At 49.7% G+C, this 15454-nt stretch carries 17 protein-coding genes; all 17 read left to right on the top strand.

What is annotated here, in order from left to right:
* Nucleotides 1–2 precede the first annotated feature (2 nt).
* The 17 genes from AC4G46_RS20085 to AC4G46_RS20005 all read left to right on the top strand — a co-directional run bounded on the left by AC4G46_RS20085 (nucleotide 3) and on the right by AC4G46_RS20005 (nucleotide 15453).
* Nucleotides 3–1157: an amidohydrolase gene (locus tag AC4G46_RS20085; protein ID WP_491124263.1), complete on the top strand. Its 1155-nt coding sequence runs from the start codon at nucleotides 3–5 to the stop codon at nucleotides 1155–1157.
* A 12-nt stretch (nucleotides 1158–1169) separates the two neighbouring features.
* On the top strand, nucleotides 1170–2213 hold the full coding sequence (locus tag AC4G46_RS20080; RefSeq protein ID WP_491124262.1) for a methionine ABC transporter ATP-binding protein: 1044 nt from the start codon (nucleotides 1170–1172) through the stop codon (nucleotides 2211–2213).
* The gene (locus AC4G46_RS20075) at nucleotides 2188–2847 is read left to right on the top strand and encodes a methionine ABC transporter permease (RefSeq protein ID WP_090720085.1); all 660 of its coding nucleotides are present in this window, start codon (nucleotides 2188–2190) and stop codon (nucleotides 2845–2847) included. Before AC4G46_RS20080 ends, AC4G46_RS20075 begins: the two co-directional genes overlap by 26 nt.
* Before the next feature lie 30 nt (nucleotides 2848–2877).
* The gene (locus AC4G46_RS20070) at nucleotides 2878–3897 is read left to right on the top strand and encodes a uroporphyrinogen decarboxylase family protein (protein WP_491124261.1); all 1020 of its coding nucleotides are present in this window, start codon (nucleotides 2878–2880) and stop codon (nucleotides 3895–3897) included.
* Between the two features lie 12 nt (nucleotides 3898–3909).
* A complete protein-coding gene (locus AC4G46_RS20065; RefSeq protein ID WP_090720081.1) occupies nucleotides 3910–4743 on the top strand; it encodes a MetQ/NlpA family ABC transporter substrate-binding protein in 834 nt (277 codons plus the stop codon).
* Nucleotides 4744–4762: 19 nt separating this feature from the next.
* Nucleotides 4763–5572 carry a pyrroline-5-carboxylate reductase gene (proC, locus tag AC4G46_RS20060; protein ID WP_491124260.1) on the top strand — a complete coding sequence of 270 codons (810 nt, stop codon included), beginning with the start codon at nucleotides 4763–4765 and terminating at the stop codon, nucleotides 5570–5572.
* On the top strand, nucleotides 5572–6336 hold the full coding sequence (locus AC4G46_RS20055) for a VOC family protein (protein WP_491124259.1): 765 nt from the start codon (nucleotides 5572–5574) through the stop codon (nucleotides 6334–6336). Before proC ends, AC4G46_RS20055 begins: the two co-directional genes overlap by 1 nt.
* A 502-nt stretch (nucleotides 6337–6838) precedes the next feature.
* A complete protein-coding gene (locus AC4G46_RS20050; RefSeq protein WP_491124258.1) occupies nucleotides 6839–7390 on the top strand; it encodes a hypothetical protein in 552 nt (183 codons plus the stop codon).
* Between the two features lie 24 nt (nucleotides 7391–7414).
* Complete coding sequence (locus AC4G46_RS20045; protein WP_491124257.1) at nucleotides 7415–7675, top strand: hypothetical protein; 261 nt, start codon at nucleotides 7415–7417, stop codon at nucleotides 7673–7675.
* Nucleotides 7676–7706: 31 nt separating this feature from the next.
* The gene (gene fosB, locus AC4G46_RS20040; RefSeq protein ID WP_491124256.1) at nucleotides 7707–8150 is read left to right on the top strand and encodes a metallothiol transferase FosB; all 444 of its coding nucleotides are present in this window, start codon (nucleotides 7707–7709) and stop codon (nucleotides 8148–8150) included.
* A gap of 156 nt (nucleotides 8151–8306) precedes the next feature.
* Complete coding sequence (locus tag AC4G46_RS20035) at nucleotides 8307–9359, top strand: ABC transporter substrate-binding protein (RefSeq protein ID WP_491124255.1); 1053 nt, start codon at nucleotides 8307–8309, stop codon at nucleotides 9357–9359.
* Nucleotides 9295–10140: an IucA/IucC family C-terminal-domain containing protein gene (locus AC4G46_RS20030; protein WP_491124254.1), complete on the top strand. Its 846-nt coding sequence runs from the start codon at nucleotides 9295–9297 to the stop codon at nucleotides 10138–10140. Before AC4G46_RS20035 ends, AC4G46_RS20030 begins: the two co-directional genes overlap by 65 nt.
* Before the next feature lie 36 nt (nucleotides 10141–10176).
* A complete protein-coding gene (locus tag AC4G46_RS20025; protein WP_491124253.1) occupies nucleotides 10177–11901 on the top strand; it encodes a helix-turn-helix domain-containing protein in 1725 nt (574 codons plus the stop codon).
* Between the two features lie 296 nt (nucleotides 11902–12197).
* The gene (locus tag AC4G46_RS20020) at nucleotides 12198–13415 is read left to right on the top strand and encodes a glycoside hydrolase family 5 protein (RefSeq protein ID WP_491124252.1); all 1218 of its coding nucleotides are present in this window, start codon (nucleotides 12198–12200) and stop codon (nucleotides 13413–13415) included.
* Between the two features lie 215 nt (nucleotides 13416–13630).
* Nucleotides 13631–13963: a hypothetical protein gene (locus tag AC4G46_RS20015; protein WP_491124251.1), complete on the top strand. Its 333-nt coding sequence runs from the start codon at nucleotides 13631–13633 to the stop codon at nucleotides 13961–13963.
* The gene (locus AC4G46_RS20010) at nucleotides 13957–14181 is read left to right on the top strand and encodes a hypothetical protein (protein WP_491124250.1); all 225 of its coding nucleotides are present in this window, start codon (nucleotides 13957–13959) and stop codon (nucleotides 14179–14181) included. Before AC4G46_RS20015 ends, AC4G46_RS20010 begins: the two co-directional genes overlap by 7 nt.
* A gap of 630 nt (nucleotides 14182–14811) precedes the next feature.
* Nucleotides 14812–15453, top strand: a complete 642-nt coding sequence (locus AC4G46_RS20005; protein ID WP_491124249.1) for a pentapeptide repeat-containing protein — start codon at nucleotides 14812–14814, stop codon at nucleotides 15451–15453.
* Nucleotide 15454 lies beyond the last annotated feature (1 nt).

Below are 15454 nucleotides of genomic sequence, written 5' to 3'. Positions count from 1 at the left end.
CAATGAGTCTGACCTATAAGAATGATCAGGAGCTGGAGAGTGAATTAATCGGGGTGCGGAGAAATCTGCACCGGGAGCCTGAGCTGTCCTACGAAGAATTCAGAACCACTGAGAAGCTGCGGGCCTGGCTGACAGATGCTCACATACATATTCTAGATTTGCCCCTAGCAACCGGACTGATTGCCGAAGTCGGACAAGGCGATGGGCCGATTGTTGCTATACGCTGTGATATTGATGCACTGCCGATCGAGGAGCAGACGGGCTTGCCGTATGCCTCAGAAATACCGGGAAAAATGCATGCCTGCGGCCACGACTTCCATACCGCTGTTATTCTGGGAGCCGCATTGCTGCTGAAGGCCCGCGAGAATGAATTACCGGGCCGGGTCAGAATCCTGTTCCAGCCGGCGGAAGAGACCGGCCATGGCGCAGAAAGCGTGCTGGAATCCGGAGGACTGAAGGACGTAGCCGCCATATTCGGATTACATAATTCACCTGAGCTGCCTACAGGAACGTTTGGAACAAGGTCAGGTCCACTGACAGCTGGCGTAGACCGGTTCGAGATTAAGGTAAAAGGTGTCGGTGCCCATGCGGCTACTCCGGAAAAAGGGGTGGATACCATTGTGACTGCGGCGCAAATGATTACGATGCTGCAGACGGTGGTAAGCCGCCAAAGCAGTGCAATTGAGCCGGTTGTGTTGAGCGTGACGAGAATTAACGGCGGCTTCACCTGGAACGTGATTCCGGAGCTGGTTGAGCTGGAAGGTACAGTCCGGACTTACAATGAAGAAATCCGCCGTGAAATTCCGCTACAGATGACGCGTATCATCGAAGGCATTGCGGCAGCAGCCGGCGCTGAGGCGAAATTGCTCTGGTATCCGGGACCGCCGGCAACAGTGAATCATGGGGAATGGGCTGATTTTACGAAGCAGGTCGCGTCGGATGCAGGATACAAGGTCGAGGATATTCCGCTGCAGATGGGCGGAGAGGATTTCGCACTGTATCTGCAGCAAATTCCCGGGGCGTTCGTAAATATCGGAGCCGGACCGGGCTATGCATTGCATCACCCGCAGTTTGATGTAGATGAGGCGGCGATCCTGCCTGCAGCTAAATATTTTGCAGCATTGGCAGAACAGGCACTGGAGAAGCTGCAAGCATAAGGGGGAATGAACATGATTGAAATAAGAAATGTGCACAAAACATTCACCCGGAAAGGGATCGCGATTGATGCCCTGAAGGGGGTAAGCCTGAAGGTTGAAAAGGGCGACATCTTCGGCGTTATCGGATATAGCGGCGCGGGCAAAAGTACATTGATCCGCTTGGTCAATTACCTGGAGCGGCCAACCGAAGGCCAGGTGCTCGTTGATGGGCATGATCTTGGAGCCTACAGCGTTAAAGAGCTGCGTGCAGCCAAAAAAAACATCGGCATGATCTTTCAGCATTTTAACCTGCTGGAATCTAAGAAGGTGTTCGATAACGTAGCGATCCCGCTTGTTCTGCTGAAAAAGAGCAAAGAGGAGATCCGCAAGCGGGTAACGGAGCTGCTGGAGTTCGTTGGACTAAGCGACAAGGCCGGAAGCTATCCGAATGAACTGTCCGGCGGGCAGAAGCAGCGTGTCGGGATTGCCAGAGCGCTTGCTTCCAATCCATCCATTCTCCTCTGTGATGAAGCAACCTCTGCCCTGGACCCGCAGACCACCCGTTCGATTCTGCAGCTGCTGAAGCGGGTGAATGCGGAATACAAGATCACCGTGATGATCATTACACATGAAATGTCGGTCATCCAGGAGATTTGCAACAAGGTGGCAGTGATGGAGGAGGGGCGGATCATCGAGCAAGGCAGCGTACTGGATGTGTTCGGGCATCCGCAGCATCCCACCACCCAAAATTTTGTAAAAACCGTCATTCAAAACTCCATAACCCCTAGTGTGCAAAAATCAATAACAACCGGGCTTGGCAGCCGGATCTGCAAGCTGAATTTTGTCGGAGCATCAACCACTGAGCCGCTGCTCTATGAGATGATTCGTACGAACGAGGTAAAGGTCAATATTTTGTTCGCGAATACAACGGAGATCCAGGAAACGACACTAGGAACCGTGATTGTTCAACTTGACGGCGACGGTGCTGAGATTAATAAAGCTGTAGATTTTCTGAAAAACAATGGAGTCAGCGTAGAGGAGGTGGAAGCTTATGTTCTCGACCACAGTAACCGGTGAGCAGTTTTTAACGGCTTTTATTGAAACTGTACAGATGGTGGGTGTGTCCCTGTTTTTTGGTTCCCTGCTGGGGGTTCCTATCGGGATATTGCTGGTAATCACCCGTCCGGGAGGTATATTGGAGAACAAGGCAGCCTATACCATCCTTAATCCGATCATCAATATCGTACGTTCGCTGCCCTTTATCATCTTGCTGGTGGCTATCATTCCGCTAACAAGAGCAATTGTTCATACTTCTATCGGGACAGCTGCTGCGATTGTACCGCTGATCATCTACATCGCTCCTTACATCGGACGGCTGGTTGAGAACTCCCTGCTTGAAGTGAACCCGGGAATTCTCGAAGCAGCCGAGTCCATGGGCTCTACCCCGTTTCAGGTGATCTGGCATTTCCTGCTGCCCGAAGCGTTCGCATCTCTGATTCTGTCGTTAACGACGGCAACGATCGGTCTGATCGGGGCAACGGCCATGGCCGGAACGGTCGGCGGCGGCGGGGTCGGCGATTTGGCCATCGTGTACGGGTACCAGCGGTTTGACACCGTAGTCGTGGTAGCCACAGTTATTATCCTTATCATTCTGGTACAGGGCATTCAATCTTTGGGCAATACACTGGCGCGTAAAATCCGCCGTCACTAAACACTACATATACTTGGAGGTAGCCGGCAGATGAGTAATTGGAGTAAGCAGGACCGTTTCAGAGCCTTATTATCCGGAGAGCGGGCAGATCGTCCGATTGTCAGCGGATGGCGCCATTTTATCGACAAGGAACAGACAGCAGAGGATTTGGCGGCAACGACCATTTCCTTCACCAAGCAATATGATTGGGACTGGGTCAAAATCAATCCGAGAGCGACCTATCTGGCCGAGGCCTGGGGCAATCAGTATGATTTTGCAGATTATCAGACCGTATTTCCGCGGCAAAAGACAACGGTAATTCCGGCAGCGGACAACCTGTGGGACCTTGAAGTAAAAAAGGCGACTCAGACGGCCGCATTTCAGGAGCATTTGGAGGCCGTTAAGCAGATTCGCCTGGGATTACCCGATACCCCGCTGATTCAGACAGTATTCTCCCCGTTGACGGTGCTGCTGTTTATCGTAGGGCGCTCCGCTTATGTCACCAAAACGGTATTTGGCATTGAGCAGCCTGTGACACTGGAATCGCTGTTCAAGGAGCACCGGGCCGCAGCACATCATGCGCTGCATGTGATTTCGCTAACCCTGGCCGATTATGTAAAAGAGCTGCAGCAGGCGGGTTCCGACGGCTTGTTCTACGCAGTGACGGGTACAGCGCATCCCGGTTTGTTCGATGAAGCGATGTTCGATGAGCTGTCCAGACCTTATGATTCCATCGTACTGGAAGCGGCCAGCTACGGCAAAAACATCCTGCATACCTGCGGAGCCTATTCGCAGCCGGAGAAATTCAATGATTACCGGATTGACGGAATCAGCTGGGATACCGTTGCCGAAGGCAACCCGGGTCTTGGAGCCAACCTGAAAGCAACCAAAGTAGGCGGAGTCGATCATGGCCTGTTCGCCGTGAACGATATTGCGCAGATCAGGCAGCAGGCGAAAGCTGCTTTGACTTTGATGAAGGACCAGCCGTTTATTCTCTCGCCAAACTGTGCGATCCCCCTGAACGTAACAGATGAGGCGTTAGTACAATTTAAAAACATAGTATTGGAATAGGAGATGAAGGTAATGAAGAAATTATTATTGGTTATGCTGATCGGGGTTATGGCGGTGCTGACAGCCTGCGGCAATAAGGAAGCGGACGGCGCAGGAGAAGACAAGAAGGAAATTACCGTCGGATTCGGTGTAGGAACCTATGAAGAGCAGTTCCGCCAGTCGATTCTGCCGATTCTGGAGGAGAAGGGCTACAAGGTAGATATCAAAACCTTCTCCCAGAACATGCAGGTTAACCCGGCAATGAAGGAAGGCTCGATTGACGCAAGTATTTTCCAGAGTACAGCTTACATGGAAGCTATTAATGAAGAAATCGGAGCAGATATGACTGGAATTGCTTATGTTCCGGGAGCTCCGCAGGGCCTGTATTCCGTTAATCATACGACGCTGGATGATGTCAAAGACGGTACAACTGTAGCTGTTCCGAATGACCCGGTTAACCAGGAGCGCGCGCTGCGTATTCTGGAGGAGCTGGGCTGGATCAAAATCAAGGAAGGCGCCGGTGTAGCCGATTTCAACATCAACAGCATGGAGCCGGACAAATTCAATATCGATATCAAAATCCTCGACCCGGCACAGATCCTGGTTTCCCTGCAGGACGTGGACTACGGTGTGGTTAACGGTAACTACATTGCTAACTCGCCAGACAGAAAAATTACAGATGCGCTGAAAATCGAGAACACACCTATGCAGCACAGAATTATTGTGTCGGTTAACAAAAAGGATGAAAACACCCAGTGGGCCAAGGATCTGAAGGCTGCCTATGAATCAAAAGAGTTCGAAGAATACATCAAGGGACTGGACAAATATGATGGCTTCATCCTGCCGGAAGCATGGGATAACAACTAAGAAAGGGAAGTGGATGTAAGTGGCACAGAAGCAGATTCATTTTATCGGCGGCGGACAGATGGCGGAAGCCATGATCCGCGCCTGTATCGCCAACAACACCCTGTCGGCAGAAGAGGTCAGTGTAACAGATGTTAACGAAGCGCGTCTGCAGCTGCTGAGTGACAAATACAAAGTGAATACAGGCAGCTCACAGGAGCATGGCCTGTCTGCAGCTTCCATTATTGTAATTGCCGTTCGTCCGCAGGATAATCTGGCTGTACTGGGCCAGCTTGTACAGCAGCATGCTGCACCCGCTGCTACAATCATTTCGATTGTGGCAGGGGTGACGATTGCACAGCTTGGCGGTTATTTTGGGGCAGAACGCCCGATTGTCCGGGTCATTCCGAACACCCTGACTGATACAGGCTACGGCTATAGCGGTGTTGCCTTGAATAGTCATGCTTCACGTGATCAGGTGGAGGATTTCCTGCTCGGCTTCGGCAAGGTTCAATATCTGGATGAGGGCTATATCGATATCTTCACAGGCTACGGCGTTGCAGGACCGAACTATATCTATTATTTCATCGAGTCCCTTGTGGATGCCGGTGTGCTCGCAGGACTGCCGCGTGAGCAGGCGTGGAATGTAGCACTGGAGAACATGCTGGGTGCGGTTAAGATGCTGCGGCAGACCGGCCTGCATCCGCGGCAGCTGCTGGATATTAATAACTCACCGGGCGGAGTCGGCATGCACGGCTTGTACGAGCTTAACAACAGTGACTTCGCGGCCGGACTGCAGCGCAGCGTGCTCGCTGCGGTTAAGCGGACTACGGAGCTGGGAGTGAAGAAATAATGGCTACCATCACTTGGGATCATCTGGTGCATTATGTGAACGATCTGGATCAGCCGGTCGAAAGCTTCCGGGAGCACGGGCTGGTTGCTTTTAGAGGGGGCGCTCATAAAGCCTGGGGAACCTATAATTCCTTAAGCTACTTCGGGCTCACCTACATTGAGTTCCTCGGTATTGAGAATCTTGAGCTGGCGAAGGCCACAGAGCACAATGTCGTAGTGCGGGATGCGGTACGGCTGCTGCCTGAGCATGAAGCCTTGAGCAGAGTGGTGCTCCGGACGGATGATATTGATGCTGTAGCAGCTTCCCTGCACGCGGCAGGTTTGTCTTTGTCGCCGATCATTGACGGCAAACGTCTGGATAACGCCGGCAGACTGATCGAGTGGCGGATGATGACGATTGACGGTGATTTTGCCGGACTCGTCTATCCATTCATCATCCAGTGGACGGGAACGGATGAGGAGCGGCTGGACAATATGACGGCCTCCGGCATCATCCAGCCTCACCCTGCAGGAGCCGTCGAGATGGTGAGCGCAGTATTCCGAGTCTCCGATCCGGCCGCGGCCGCCAGCCATTGGAGTGCGTTATTCGGACTTCCGGTTACGGAGTCAGAGGCCGGCAAATGCAGCCTGAAGGTTGGAGCGCAGTCGTTTGATTTTGTACAAGGGGACGAGAACGAGTTCAAGCAGGTTATTTTTGCAGCAGAATCAGCAGCATTAAAAGGTAAGACCATTCAGGTGGGCGAAGGTGAATATGTATTCACCTGATCACTGCTGATGGCAATAACGGAGGGCCCCTGGACTATGTTCCGGGGGCTTTTTTTTTGCGCAGACAGAGAGTGATAAAGGAAAATGTAATAGAAATGAAACGAAATACCATAATTTGTTTTATATAATGGCATAGATGGATGGTTGTCATAGGTATGATGCAGATTGTGATTATGATGCTGTTGGGGGAGGCTACTTCTAGTTTATGTTAACACCTCAGAAGTGTTGGAAGTAGTTTAAGTGCAGTTTGTACATCTATATCCGGTGTAAATCGGGCGTGGGCAGCTTTAAGTGTATTTGGTGCAACTAAAATAGGGGATTTGGCGTAAATGTACCCTTTTCCGGAAGAATAAGTGTATGAAGTACATCTAAGTGCTAGATAAGCAGAAATATGGGCGTTTTAGATGTATAGAGTGCAGTTAAGTCGATTGGCCGGATATGAGAATGTGCTGTAGGAGCAGGGATTACGGATCAAGCTTTTTATAGGAGGGAAGCAGAAATTATGAAATTTAAAACAAGTAAATGGTTAACGGCGGGCTTGTCTGCGGCTGTAATTTTGGCTTTAAGCACGGTAACTGCAAATGCTGCGGGAGGCAAAGGTTTCTCAGGAGCACCCGAATTCAATCGGGAAATTGTGAAGCAGCAGATCCCTGTTACTTTTGAGCCTGGAACATACTTGACCTATGATGCTGAGCTAAATCCCGCTGTAACCTATGATACGAGCGCTGCTGACCACGCCGGTGATAAAAGCCAATTCAATTCAGCGCAACCGGAAGTACCGGACATTGACGGAAGGGCCGCTGAAGATGCGTTCTTTAAAGCTGTAGCGGAGTCCGTGAAGCATCTGCCGGTCATTGATCTCGGATACGGGATCCCGGCTCCATCGCCGGGTACTGTAGTGATATATGGCTCAGACGGTCATATCAACCGGATCTATGTAGATGAAAAAATCGCTTCCCGGCCAACGTCCGCAGCAGCGCTGATTGATTATTTTCTGGGCTGGGAAAAGGTGCGGTTTGAAGGTACTTATAGTTATATGTACTATGCTGGATAGATGAAGGTGAACGGAGTGCATTTAATGACGGGCCGAGTCTGTATCGAATATAAGCGTTTAAGTTATTATGCAGTTGAGTGCGGGGACGAGGAGTTCTCGGTAATAGTGGTTCATCATGGACTGTTATCATTAGAGGAGAAGCTGACGGGTGAGCTTGATTTGCTTGGGGAGAAGCAGGTTTACAATGAGACGACAAAGGAAGAATTGGTTGTGTCCGTCCTAGCAATCCATTTAACCCGTGCGGAGGCAAAGAGATATATTGTGGATAAGGTGAAAGGGCGATAGTTTAATCATATAAAAGAAAGGGTCACCAAACATGAATATCCAGGGAATCAACCATTTTTGCTTCTCCGTCTCGGACTTGGACCGGTCGATCCGGTTCTACTCCGAGGTGTTTGGGGCCAGAATTCTGGTTAAAGGCAGGAAGCTGGCTTATTTTGAGCTGAACGGGCTGTGGATCGCGCTTAATCAGGAGGATGTGGTGCGGGACAGGGACAATCGGACATACACGCATATCGCTTTTACTATTGATAAAAGGGACTATGAGAGCCTGTTGAATAAGCTAAAGGAACTGCATGTCGAGATGCTGGCCGGGCGGGTAAGGGATGCCAAAGATAAAGAATCTGTCTACTTTTACGACCCGGATGGACATCTGTTTGAGTTTCACACGGGTACCTTGCAGGACCGGCTGGACTATTACCGTGCAGAGAAAGAGCATATGATTTTTTATGATGAGGAAGTCACCAGGAAAGAGGTTTGATGTGGATAGTTTGATCCGCTCCTGAAGTGACAAATGTCGCAATAATCCGGCTGCAATGTCGCAAAAGTACATGGAACCGGTGTGTGAAGGTAGAGTATACTCAACCTTATAAATCTGATAATGAAAATCATTATCACATAAACAGGGGGAGTCAGCATGAACAGAGCAACAAAGAGGCGGTCATCATCACTACTAATGGTATGGATGCTGGCGCTGGTACTTGTACTTTCGGCTTGCGGTTCTAATTCTAATGGAGGGAACGCAAATACGGGCAATGCTGCACAAGCAGCTGCTGGCGCGTCGGCCGAGCCGTCACCGGCTTCTGAAACACAGGCTTCGCCAACACCGGAGACACAGACTGCTGCAGCTTACCCGGTTACCATCAAGCATATGAAGGGCGAATATACGCTGAATGAGAAGCCGAAGGTGATTGCCGCGCTGGATGTGAAATTCATCGATCAATTGATTGCGCTTGGCGAGAAGCCTGCAGGAAGTGTGGTAGCTGGAGCAAAAGGCGCGACGTTTCCGGAATATCTGGGCGAGCTTGGGGATGTACAGGTCCTTGGTACACGGGATGAGCCCAACCTGGAGGCTATCGTAGCGCTGAAGCCGGATCTGATTCTGATGACCGACTTTCAGGAAGAGGCTTATGAGAGTGTCAGCAAAATAGCACCAACCCTCGTGCTCGACTTCTACGAAGACTGGCGGGATACACTGTCTACTATCGGCAAGATCACAGGCAAGCAGGCTGAGGCTGTAACTGTGCAGCAGGCTTACGAGGACAAAATTGTCGGTCTGCGGGAGCAGCTGGCAGCGAAGCTAGGTGATGATACGGTTGCGCTGATTCGGCCGAGACCGGAAGGGATTCGGGTGCACGGGCCAGAGCACCGGACAGGCAGCATTCTGTATGAGGATTTGGGCTTGAACGCCCCTGAATTTGTAAAAGCCATTACAGAGGATACCTCTGTTGAGATTTCTATGGAGACTGTCGCTGATATCGGAGCGGACCGCTATTTCCTGCTGTCGGATGATCTGTTTGCCAAAGATGCAGCGGAGCTGGCGAACAGCCCGGTCTGGAAGTCCATGGATGCGGTCAAAAATAACCGTGCTTATGACGTGAATGCAACACTCTGGATTGCCTACTATGGCCCGATTGCCATTAACATCATTGTCGATCAGGCTGCAGAAGCGCTGCTGGGAGCGCAGTAATATGGACGGCTATCTGTCGTCTGTCTCATGGAAGCAGCTGACGGCGGATTACCGCGTAAGGCTTGGTGAACCTCCTGTAAGCAGCATCCGTACGATTGCCCTGAGCCAGCTGCATGATGAGGCAACATGCCGTGATTATATTAGCTGGCTTAAGGATTATATCGGCGCGCCGGATACGCAGGTTGCCGCATCCATGCTGGCTAAGCGGATCGGATATTTGTGGATTGCGCCGCTGCTGACGGCAATGACGTTTCATAACCGGGAAGTTTCTATTGCCCTGGACAAATGCTATCTTTATCATCCGGATTTATCCGCCGGACAAGGGGATACGCGTTTTCCATTCCTCGCTGTAGATGGACTGCTGACGGCGGCTGCACCGCTGGATAATAGAAGAGTATGGCGGGAAGAGGTGGTTAAGCAGATTTTTGCAGAACACCTTGCGCCGCTGCTGCAGACCCTTGCCGCAGTTGGCCCCGTCTCTATGGCGATACTCTGGGAAAATATTATGGTTCGCATTGCCCCGCTATATGCTCCCGGAACCGAAGAATCCGGACAAGAACGGCAGCGGATGAGCGAGGATTTTACTTACCTGACCAAGACTGCGCCCGGCTCTTTGTTTGGCATGAGTCGTAATCCTTTTACACGTTTTACAGTGAACGATGAAGAGGTTCTGGTTGCTAAGAAGAAGCGGATCACTTGTTGCTTCTATTACCGGATGTCGGGAGAATATTGCCGGAAGTGTCCGAAAATTGACAATGAGAATGAATCTCAATTAAAATGACAACAGCAACATATGCTATTGTCAGGAGATGAGAGGATGCCGCTGCAGGAGCAGGCAAGTTTATGGAGTGATTTGGCAATCAAAACGCTTGACGTGAGCAGCGGGACTGTGCTGCCTGGCGGCGTGCTAAGCGAAACAGAATTGACTGCCAATCTGCTGCTGCTGGCAGGAGGCGGGCAGGGAAGGCTTGTGATGAACGGCGAGGATTGCCGTATCCAGGCCTTTTTTGCCTGCCATGCGGTTAAAGGCTCAGCCTTTACCCTGACTGCCGGAGCAGAAAGCATTCATTATACCGTGATTACCTATAAGGCTGTCCAAATGGCAGACGCCGCCCACGGAAAGTTTCCTCAGCGGAATCACCCGCTGTACAATTCATTTGTTCACCGCCTTGAGCTGCCGGCGGGACTGCACCAGACAGCAGAAGAAATCGAAGCGAAATGGAACAGGGGAGAAGGGCTGGAGCGGTTTCATGTAAATGCACTGCTGCAAGGTATGCTGTACGAGCTAATGATGGATGTTGAGCGCGGCCGGGGCGGTGCCGGGCCAGATATGGTGGATATTGTCACAGCCTATATAGCGGGACATTACCGTCAGGAGCTGGAGCTTAAAGAGCTGGCTGCGCTTGCCGGCTGCAGTGCAAGACAGCTGCAGCGGCGGTTCAAGCAGGAGAAGCTGCTAGGACCGATGGAATATGTGATCCAGCTGCGAATGGAGAGCGCACAGCGGATGCTGCGTCATACCGATGCCCCGATCAGCGAAATCGCCGAAAGAACGGGCTACCGTGATATGTATTACTTTAGCAGGGCTTTTAAGAAGTACTACGGGGTTCCTCCGCAGCTTTACCGGCGCAGCGCCGCTTTTGGAACAGGGGCGCTCCCGGCATACAACGGGCTGAGTGGTCGTTTTGCTGCCTCTTACGAATCACTGCAGGGCCCTGTAATCCGCCATATGCGGGGCGAATATGGAGTCACTGCTACTCCAAGGCATATTGCCGTACTCGACGTGCAGTATGCCGACCATCTTCTGGCCCTGGATGTAGTCCCGGCAGGAAGTGTTGGCACGGGAGGCAGTACTTCGTTACATTTTCCCCAATATATCAGGGACAGGCTTAAGGCTACGGAAATGACCGGAAGCTATGAGTACCCGGACCTGGAAGCGGTCGAACGGCTGCAGCCGGACCTTATAGTCTGCACCGAGGTGCACGCCCCGCATTATGAACGGTTAAGCCGGATTGCTCCAACCCTGATGTTCAAACGGAATGAGAGCTGGCAGACGATATTACGCCTCTTTGGGATTATAACGGGCAAGCAGGCGAGGGCGGAGGCCATTATTGCAGATTACCACCGCCGGACAGCCTTGCTGTCAGGAGAGCTGGCTGAGGTGCTGGCTGGTCAAAGTGTGGCTCTGATCCGTCCGCGTGAATCGCTGGTACGGGTTCATACCGCTTCGCACCGCACAGGCGCTGTGCTGTACCGGGATCTCGGGCTGCCTGCTCCGCTTTTTGTGGCAGATACCTCCGATACGGCGTACCACATCCCGGTTGACAGACTGCCTGCGGTGCATGCAGATCACTATTTTCTGCTTAGCAGTGAGCGGGTGCAGGATGAGATATCTGCGACAGAGCAGAGTACCCGGGTTATGCTGCATTCAGAGGAGCAGCCGCAGATTTATGCGGTGGATGCTGCTACCTGGATTGGCTGCTACGGACCGACAGGAATCAATTTTATTGTGGATCAGGTGGAAGGTATGCTGCTGGCTTGAACGTGACAACAAGCGGAGAGATAAAGACGATTTTCATAGACGAATAGCAAAGGCTCTTGTGGTTATCACAGGAGCTTTTTACTGTAGATTATCCTATTCTGTTAGCCTATTCTATTTATTTGCTAAAAATATACTATAATTTCCAAATATATGTTATTCTGATAGTGACATCCGGTTCTTGGCATTGTAGCTACCAGATTGGGAAGGAGGGCACTCGGATTTTTTGCGGTCCAATCGTTTTATTTATTGATAGCGTTTGCATGATGCATAACCACAAATTAAACGGAGGTTTTGACATGCTGGCCAAAATGAAAAAATGCGGGTTTTACGGTTTGGCTCTACTCTTGCTGGCTTCGGCTGCTGTGACCGGATGGAGTGCACGGGCAGCTGCAGCTACCCCTATTACCTCGGATTTTAGATCCCTGTCGTCTTCACAAATCGTCAGCGAAATGGGTGCCGGATGGAACTTGGGCAATCAGCTTGAGGCCTCTAACAACGGAACGCCAAGCGAAACGGCTTGGGGGAATCCTGTTGTTACCCAGGACCTGATCAAGAAGGTGAAGGCTGCAGGCTTCAAAACGATTCGCATCCCCGTCTCTTACCTAAATCACATTGGAAGCGCTCCCAGCTATACGATAAATACAACTTGGCTGAACCGGGTGAAGACGGTTATAGATTATGCTTATAACGAAGGCCTGTATGTGGTCATTAACATCCACGGGGACGGATACAATTCCGTTCAGGGCAGCTGGCTGCTGGTGAATAGCGGGAACCAGACGGCTATCAAAGAGAAGTACAAGCTCGTGTGGCAGCAGATTGCCAATAAGTTTGTGGGCTATGACGAGCGGCTTATTTTTGAATCCATGAACGAGGTGTTTGACGGCAACTACAGCAATCCGAACGCCGCGTATTACGCCAACCTGAATGCTTACAATCAAATTTTTGTAGATACAGTCAGACAAACGAGCGGCAACAATAGCGCAAGATGGCTGCTGATTCCAGGCTGGAATACGAATATCGACTACACTGCCGGTAATTACGGCTTTGTACTGCCGACGGATACGTTCCGTTCCTCAACGGTTCCAAGCTCGGAGAAAAGAATCATGATTTCTGCACATTATTATTCCCCGTGGGATTTTGCAGGGGAGGAATCAGGGAACATAACGCAGTGGGGGGCATCCGCCACAAATCCGTCCAAGAAATCGTCCTGGGGTCAGGAGGATTACCTTACTTCCCAGCTCCAGGCGATGTACAATAAATTTGTGACTCAAGGGTATCCGGTCGTGATCGGCGAGTTCGGCTCCATTGACAAAACGGCCTACGATTCCAGCAATAACGTGTACCGTGCAGCGTTTGCCAAAGCGGTCACAGCAGCAGCGAAGAAATACAGCGCAGTGCCGGTTTACTGGGACAACGGCTATAACGGCCAGCATGGCTTTGGTCTGTTCAACCGTACGAATAACACGGTAACGCAGCAAGGGATTATTAATGCCATTATGCAAGGGATGCAATAAGTCTTAGAAGGGGAATTTTATAAAAACGGCGTAGTCCTGTAATGGGGGTGCGCCGTTTTTAATGTTATGCCAGGGTAAGCCGGGACACCGATTACCGCAAAGAACAAAGAGAATGAGACGACCCTGGCCTACTACCAGGCCAAGGTATATGATCCGAACGCCCAGCTTGCGCCAATGTATACAGATTATTATGGTGGCTGGAAGACACCTACGGGATGACAGTATGGCGGAAGAAAGTCGTGCAGGCAGATGCGGTTACGATGGCTTTTACCGAAGCGGTTATAAAAGAGACTGTCATTGGAGTGGCAGACGCCGCAAAATTTGTCTTTCAGTTCGCGGTAGACCCGAAACATACTACCCTTGAAGTGGCAGAGCAGGCAAATTACCTGAGAATCATCCGGAAGCACTGGTCGAAGCGGCGAGGACAGTGTACCATAACTTTGAGGCAGGGACGCCTGAAGAACGGGCAGCCATGCTGGGATCGGTGGCTTAAATTCTCGTTCCGGACCTTTCGGTCATCAAAAGCGGAAAAGTTGGCCAGATGGTAAACGGAGTACAAGGCCTGGCTGACAAAGTAATAGTTAGAGTAAAGGACCTAAGCAAGCTGCTGCCGGATCAGGATAAATTCCCGAACCAGAATTCATTGGTAACGACACCCGAAGGCTTTGCTTTTAATGCCGGAAAATTCACCCCAGATGCAAAACCCCTGCCGAAGACCTCCGTACAGGAGCACTATCTGAGCGAGATGGACGGGCTGGGGAAGTGAAGGGAATCTTAATAGAAAGTTTGATTTGCATAAAAAGTGGATTGAGACAATTGGTAAAGAAGGCGAAGTGTTAAAGTTAGATGAAGTGGACTTTAGAAGTTTTAATTTATCCGATATATTGCTTGAACAAGCATATTGCTCATACTAAAAGGATTAACATTGGTACATTGGAGAACCCAATTTTGTTCAAATCAGAAGAAGCAAAGAAATGGATATTAGAAAAATGTGATGTAAGTGGCTAAGAGGGGGCTACCAGTGCCGAGTTAAACGGGTAGCAATACTCATTCAGACTTTACCCATATCAGACCCATATGATGTTTTACTAAATATGTTTGTACGCACATCATATGCTTTAGTTTTATTAGCTACATAAAGCTAATTCGTTACATTGACAGGTTGATTATGGTCAGATATCACCATGGTTGACCTGTTTTTTGGTATCTTCGTGGCTATAGAATACTTGTTTGAGATCGTAAAGTTAAGTGAAGAATTATCAGGACATCCTATCTGTCAGCGATACGGTGTATCATTGAAGGTATGTTCGGATAATTCATTGTGAATAGCGAAGATGCAATTCAACAGGAGGGAATCATACAGGATAATTTGGTACCCCTAAAGGAGGAGCTCATTATGAATGATCATAGAGATGAGAAATTAATTCAGTCTTTAAAATTACATAAAATCTGGATTGAAACAGTTGGTCGAGAAGGGAAAAAGTTGGCGGTCGATGAATTAGATTTTCGAAAGATAGATTTAGCGGATTACCCTCTAGATCAAGCCTATATAACTGAGTGTGTATTTAATGGAATGAACTTGGTAAAAAAAGATATGTATGCCTCAGTAATTTGTTCCTCAACTTTTGAAGATGCAAATCTAGAAAGTGCTGATTTTTATAAGGCAGACGTCTCTTATGCAAATTTTACGAATGCGAATTTGCAAAATGCACGATTTGCTAGAAGTGATTGTATTGAAACTATATTTAACAAGGCTGATTTAAGAAATGCAAAATTAGTAGGGGCACTTTTTTATCAAGCAGATTTCCGCAATGCGAACCTCCGAAATACTGATGTAAGCAACTCAACATTTGAAGAAGTATTGCTTCAAGCAGCACAACTAGGAGGTATGCGTGGATTAGAAGAGGCTTTCATTAAGAGTATCAATATCGGTACTCCAGAACAACCTATCATTCTTAAAGGCGAAGATGCTGGACAGTGGCTCATAATCAATTCCACAGATAAACATTCAGGAAAAGATTCCGGTTATCTAAATTAAG

Source organism: Paenibacillus sp. fava2 (genome assembly GCF_058313675.1).
The sequence above is the reverse complement of the archived record's forward strand: the minus strand, read 5'-3'. Positions and strand labels throughout refer to the sequence as shown.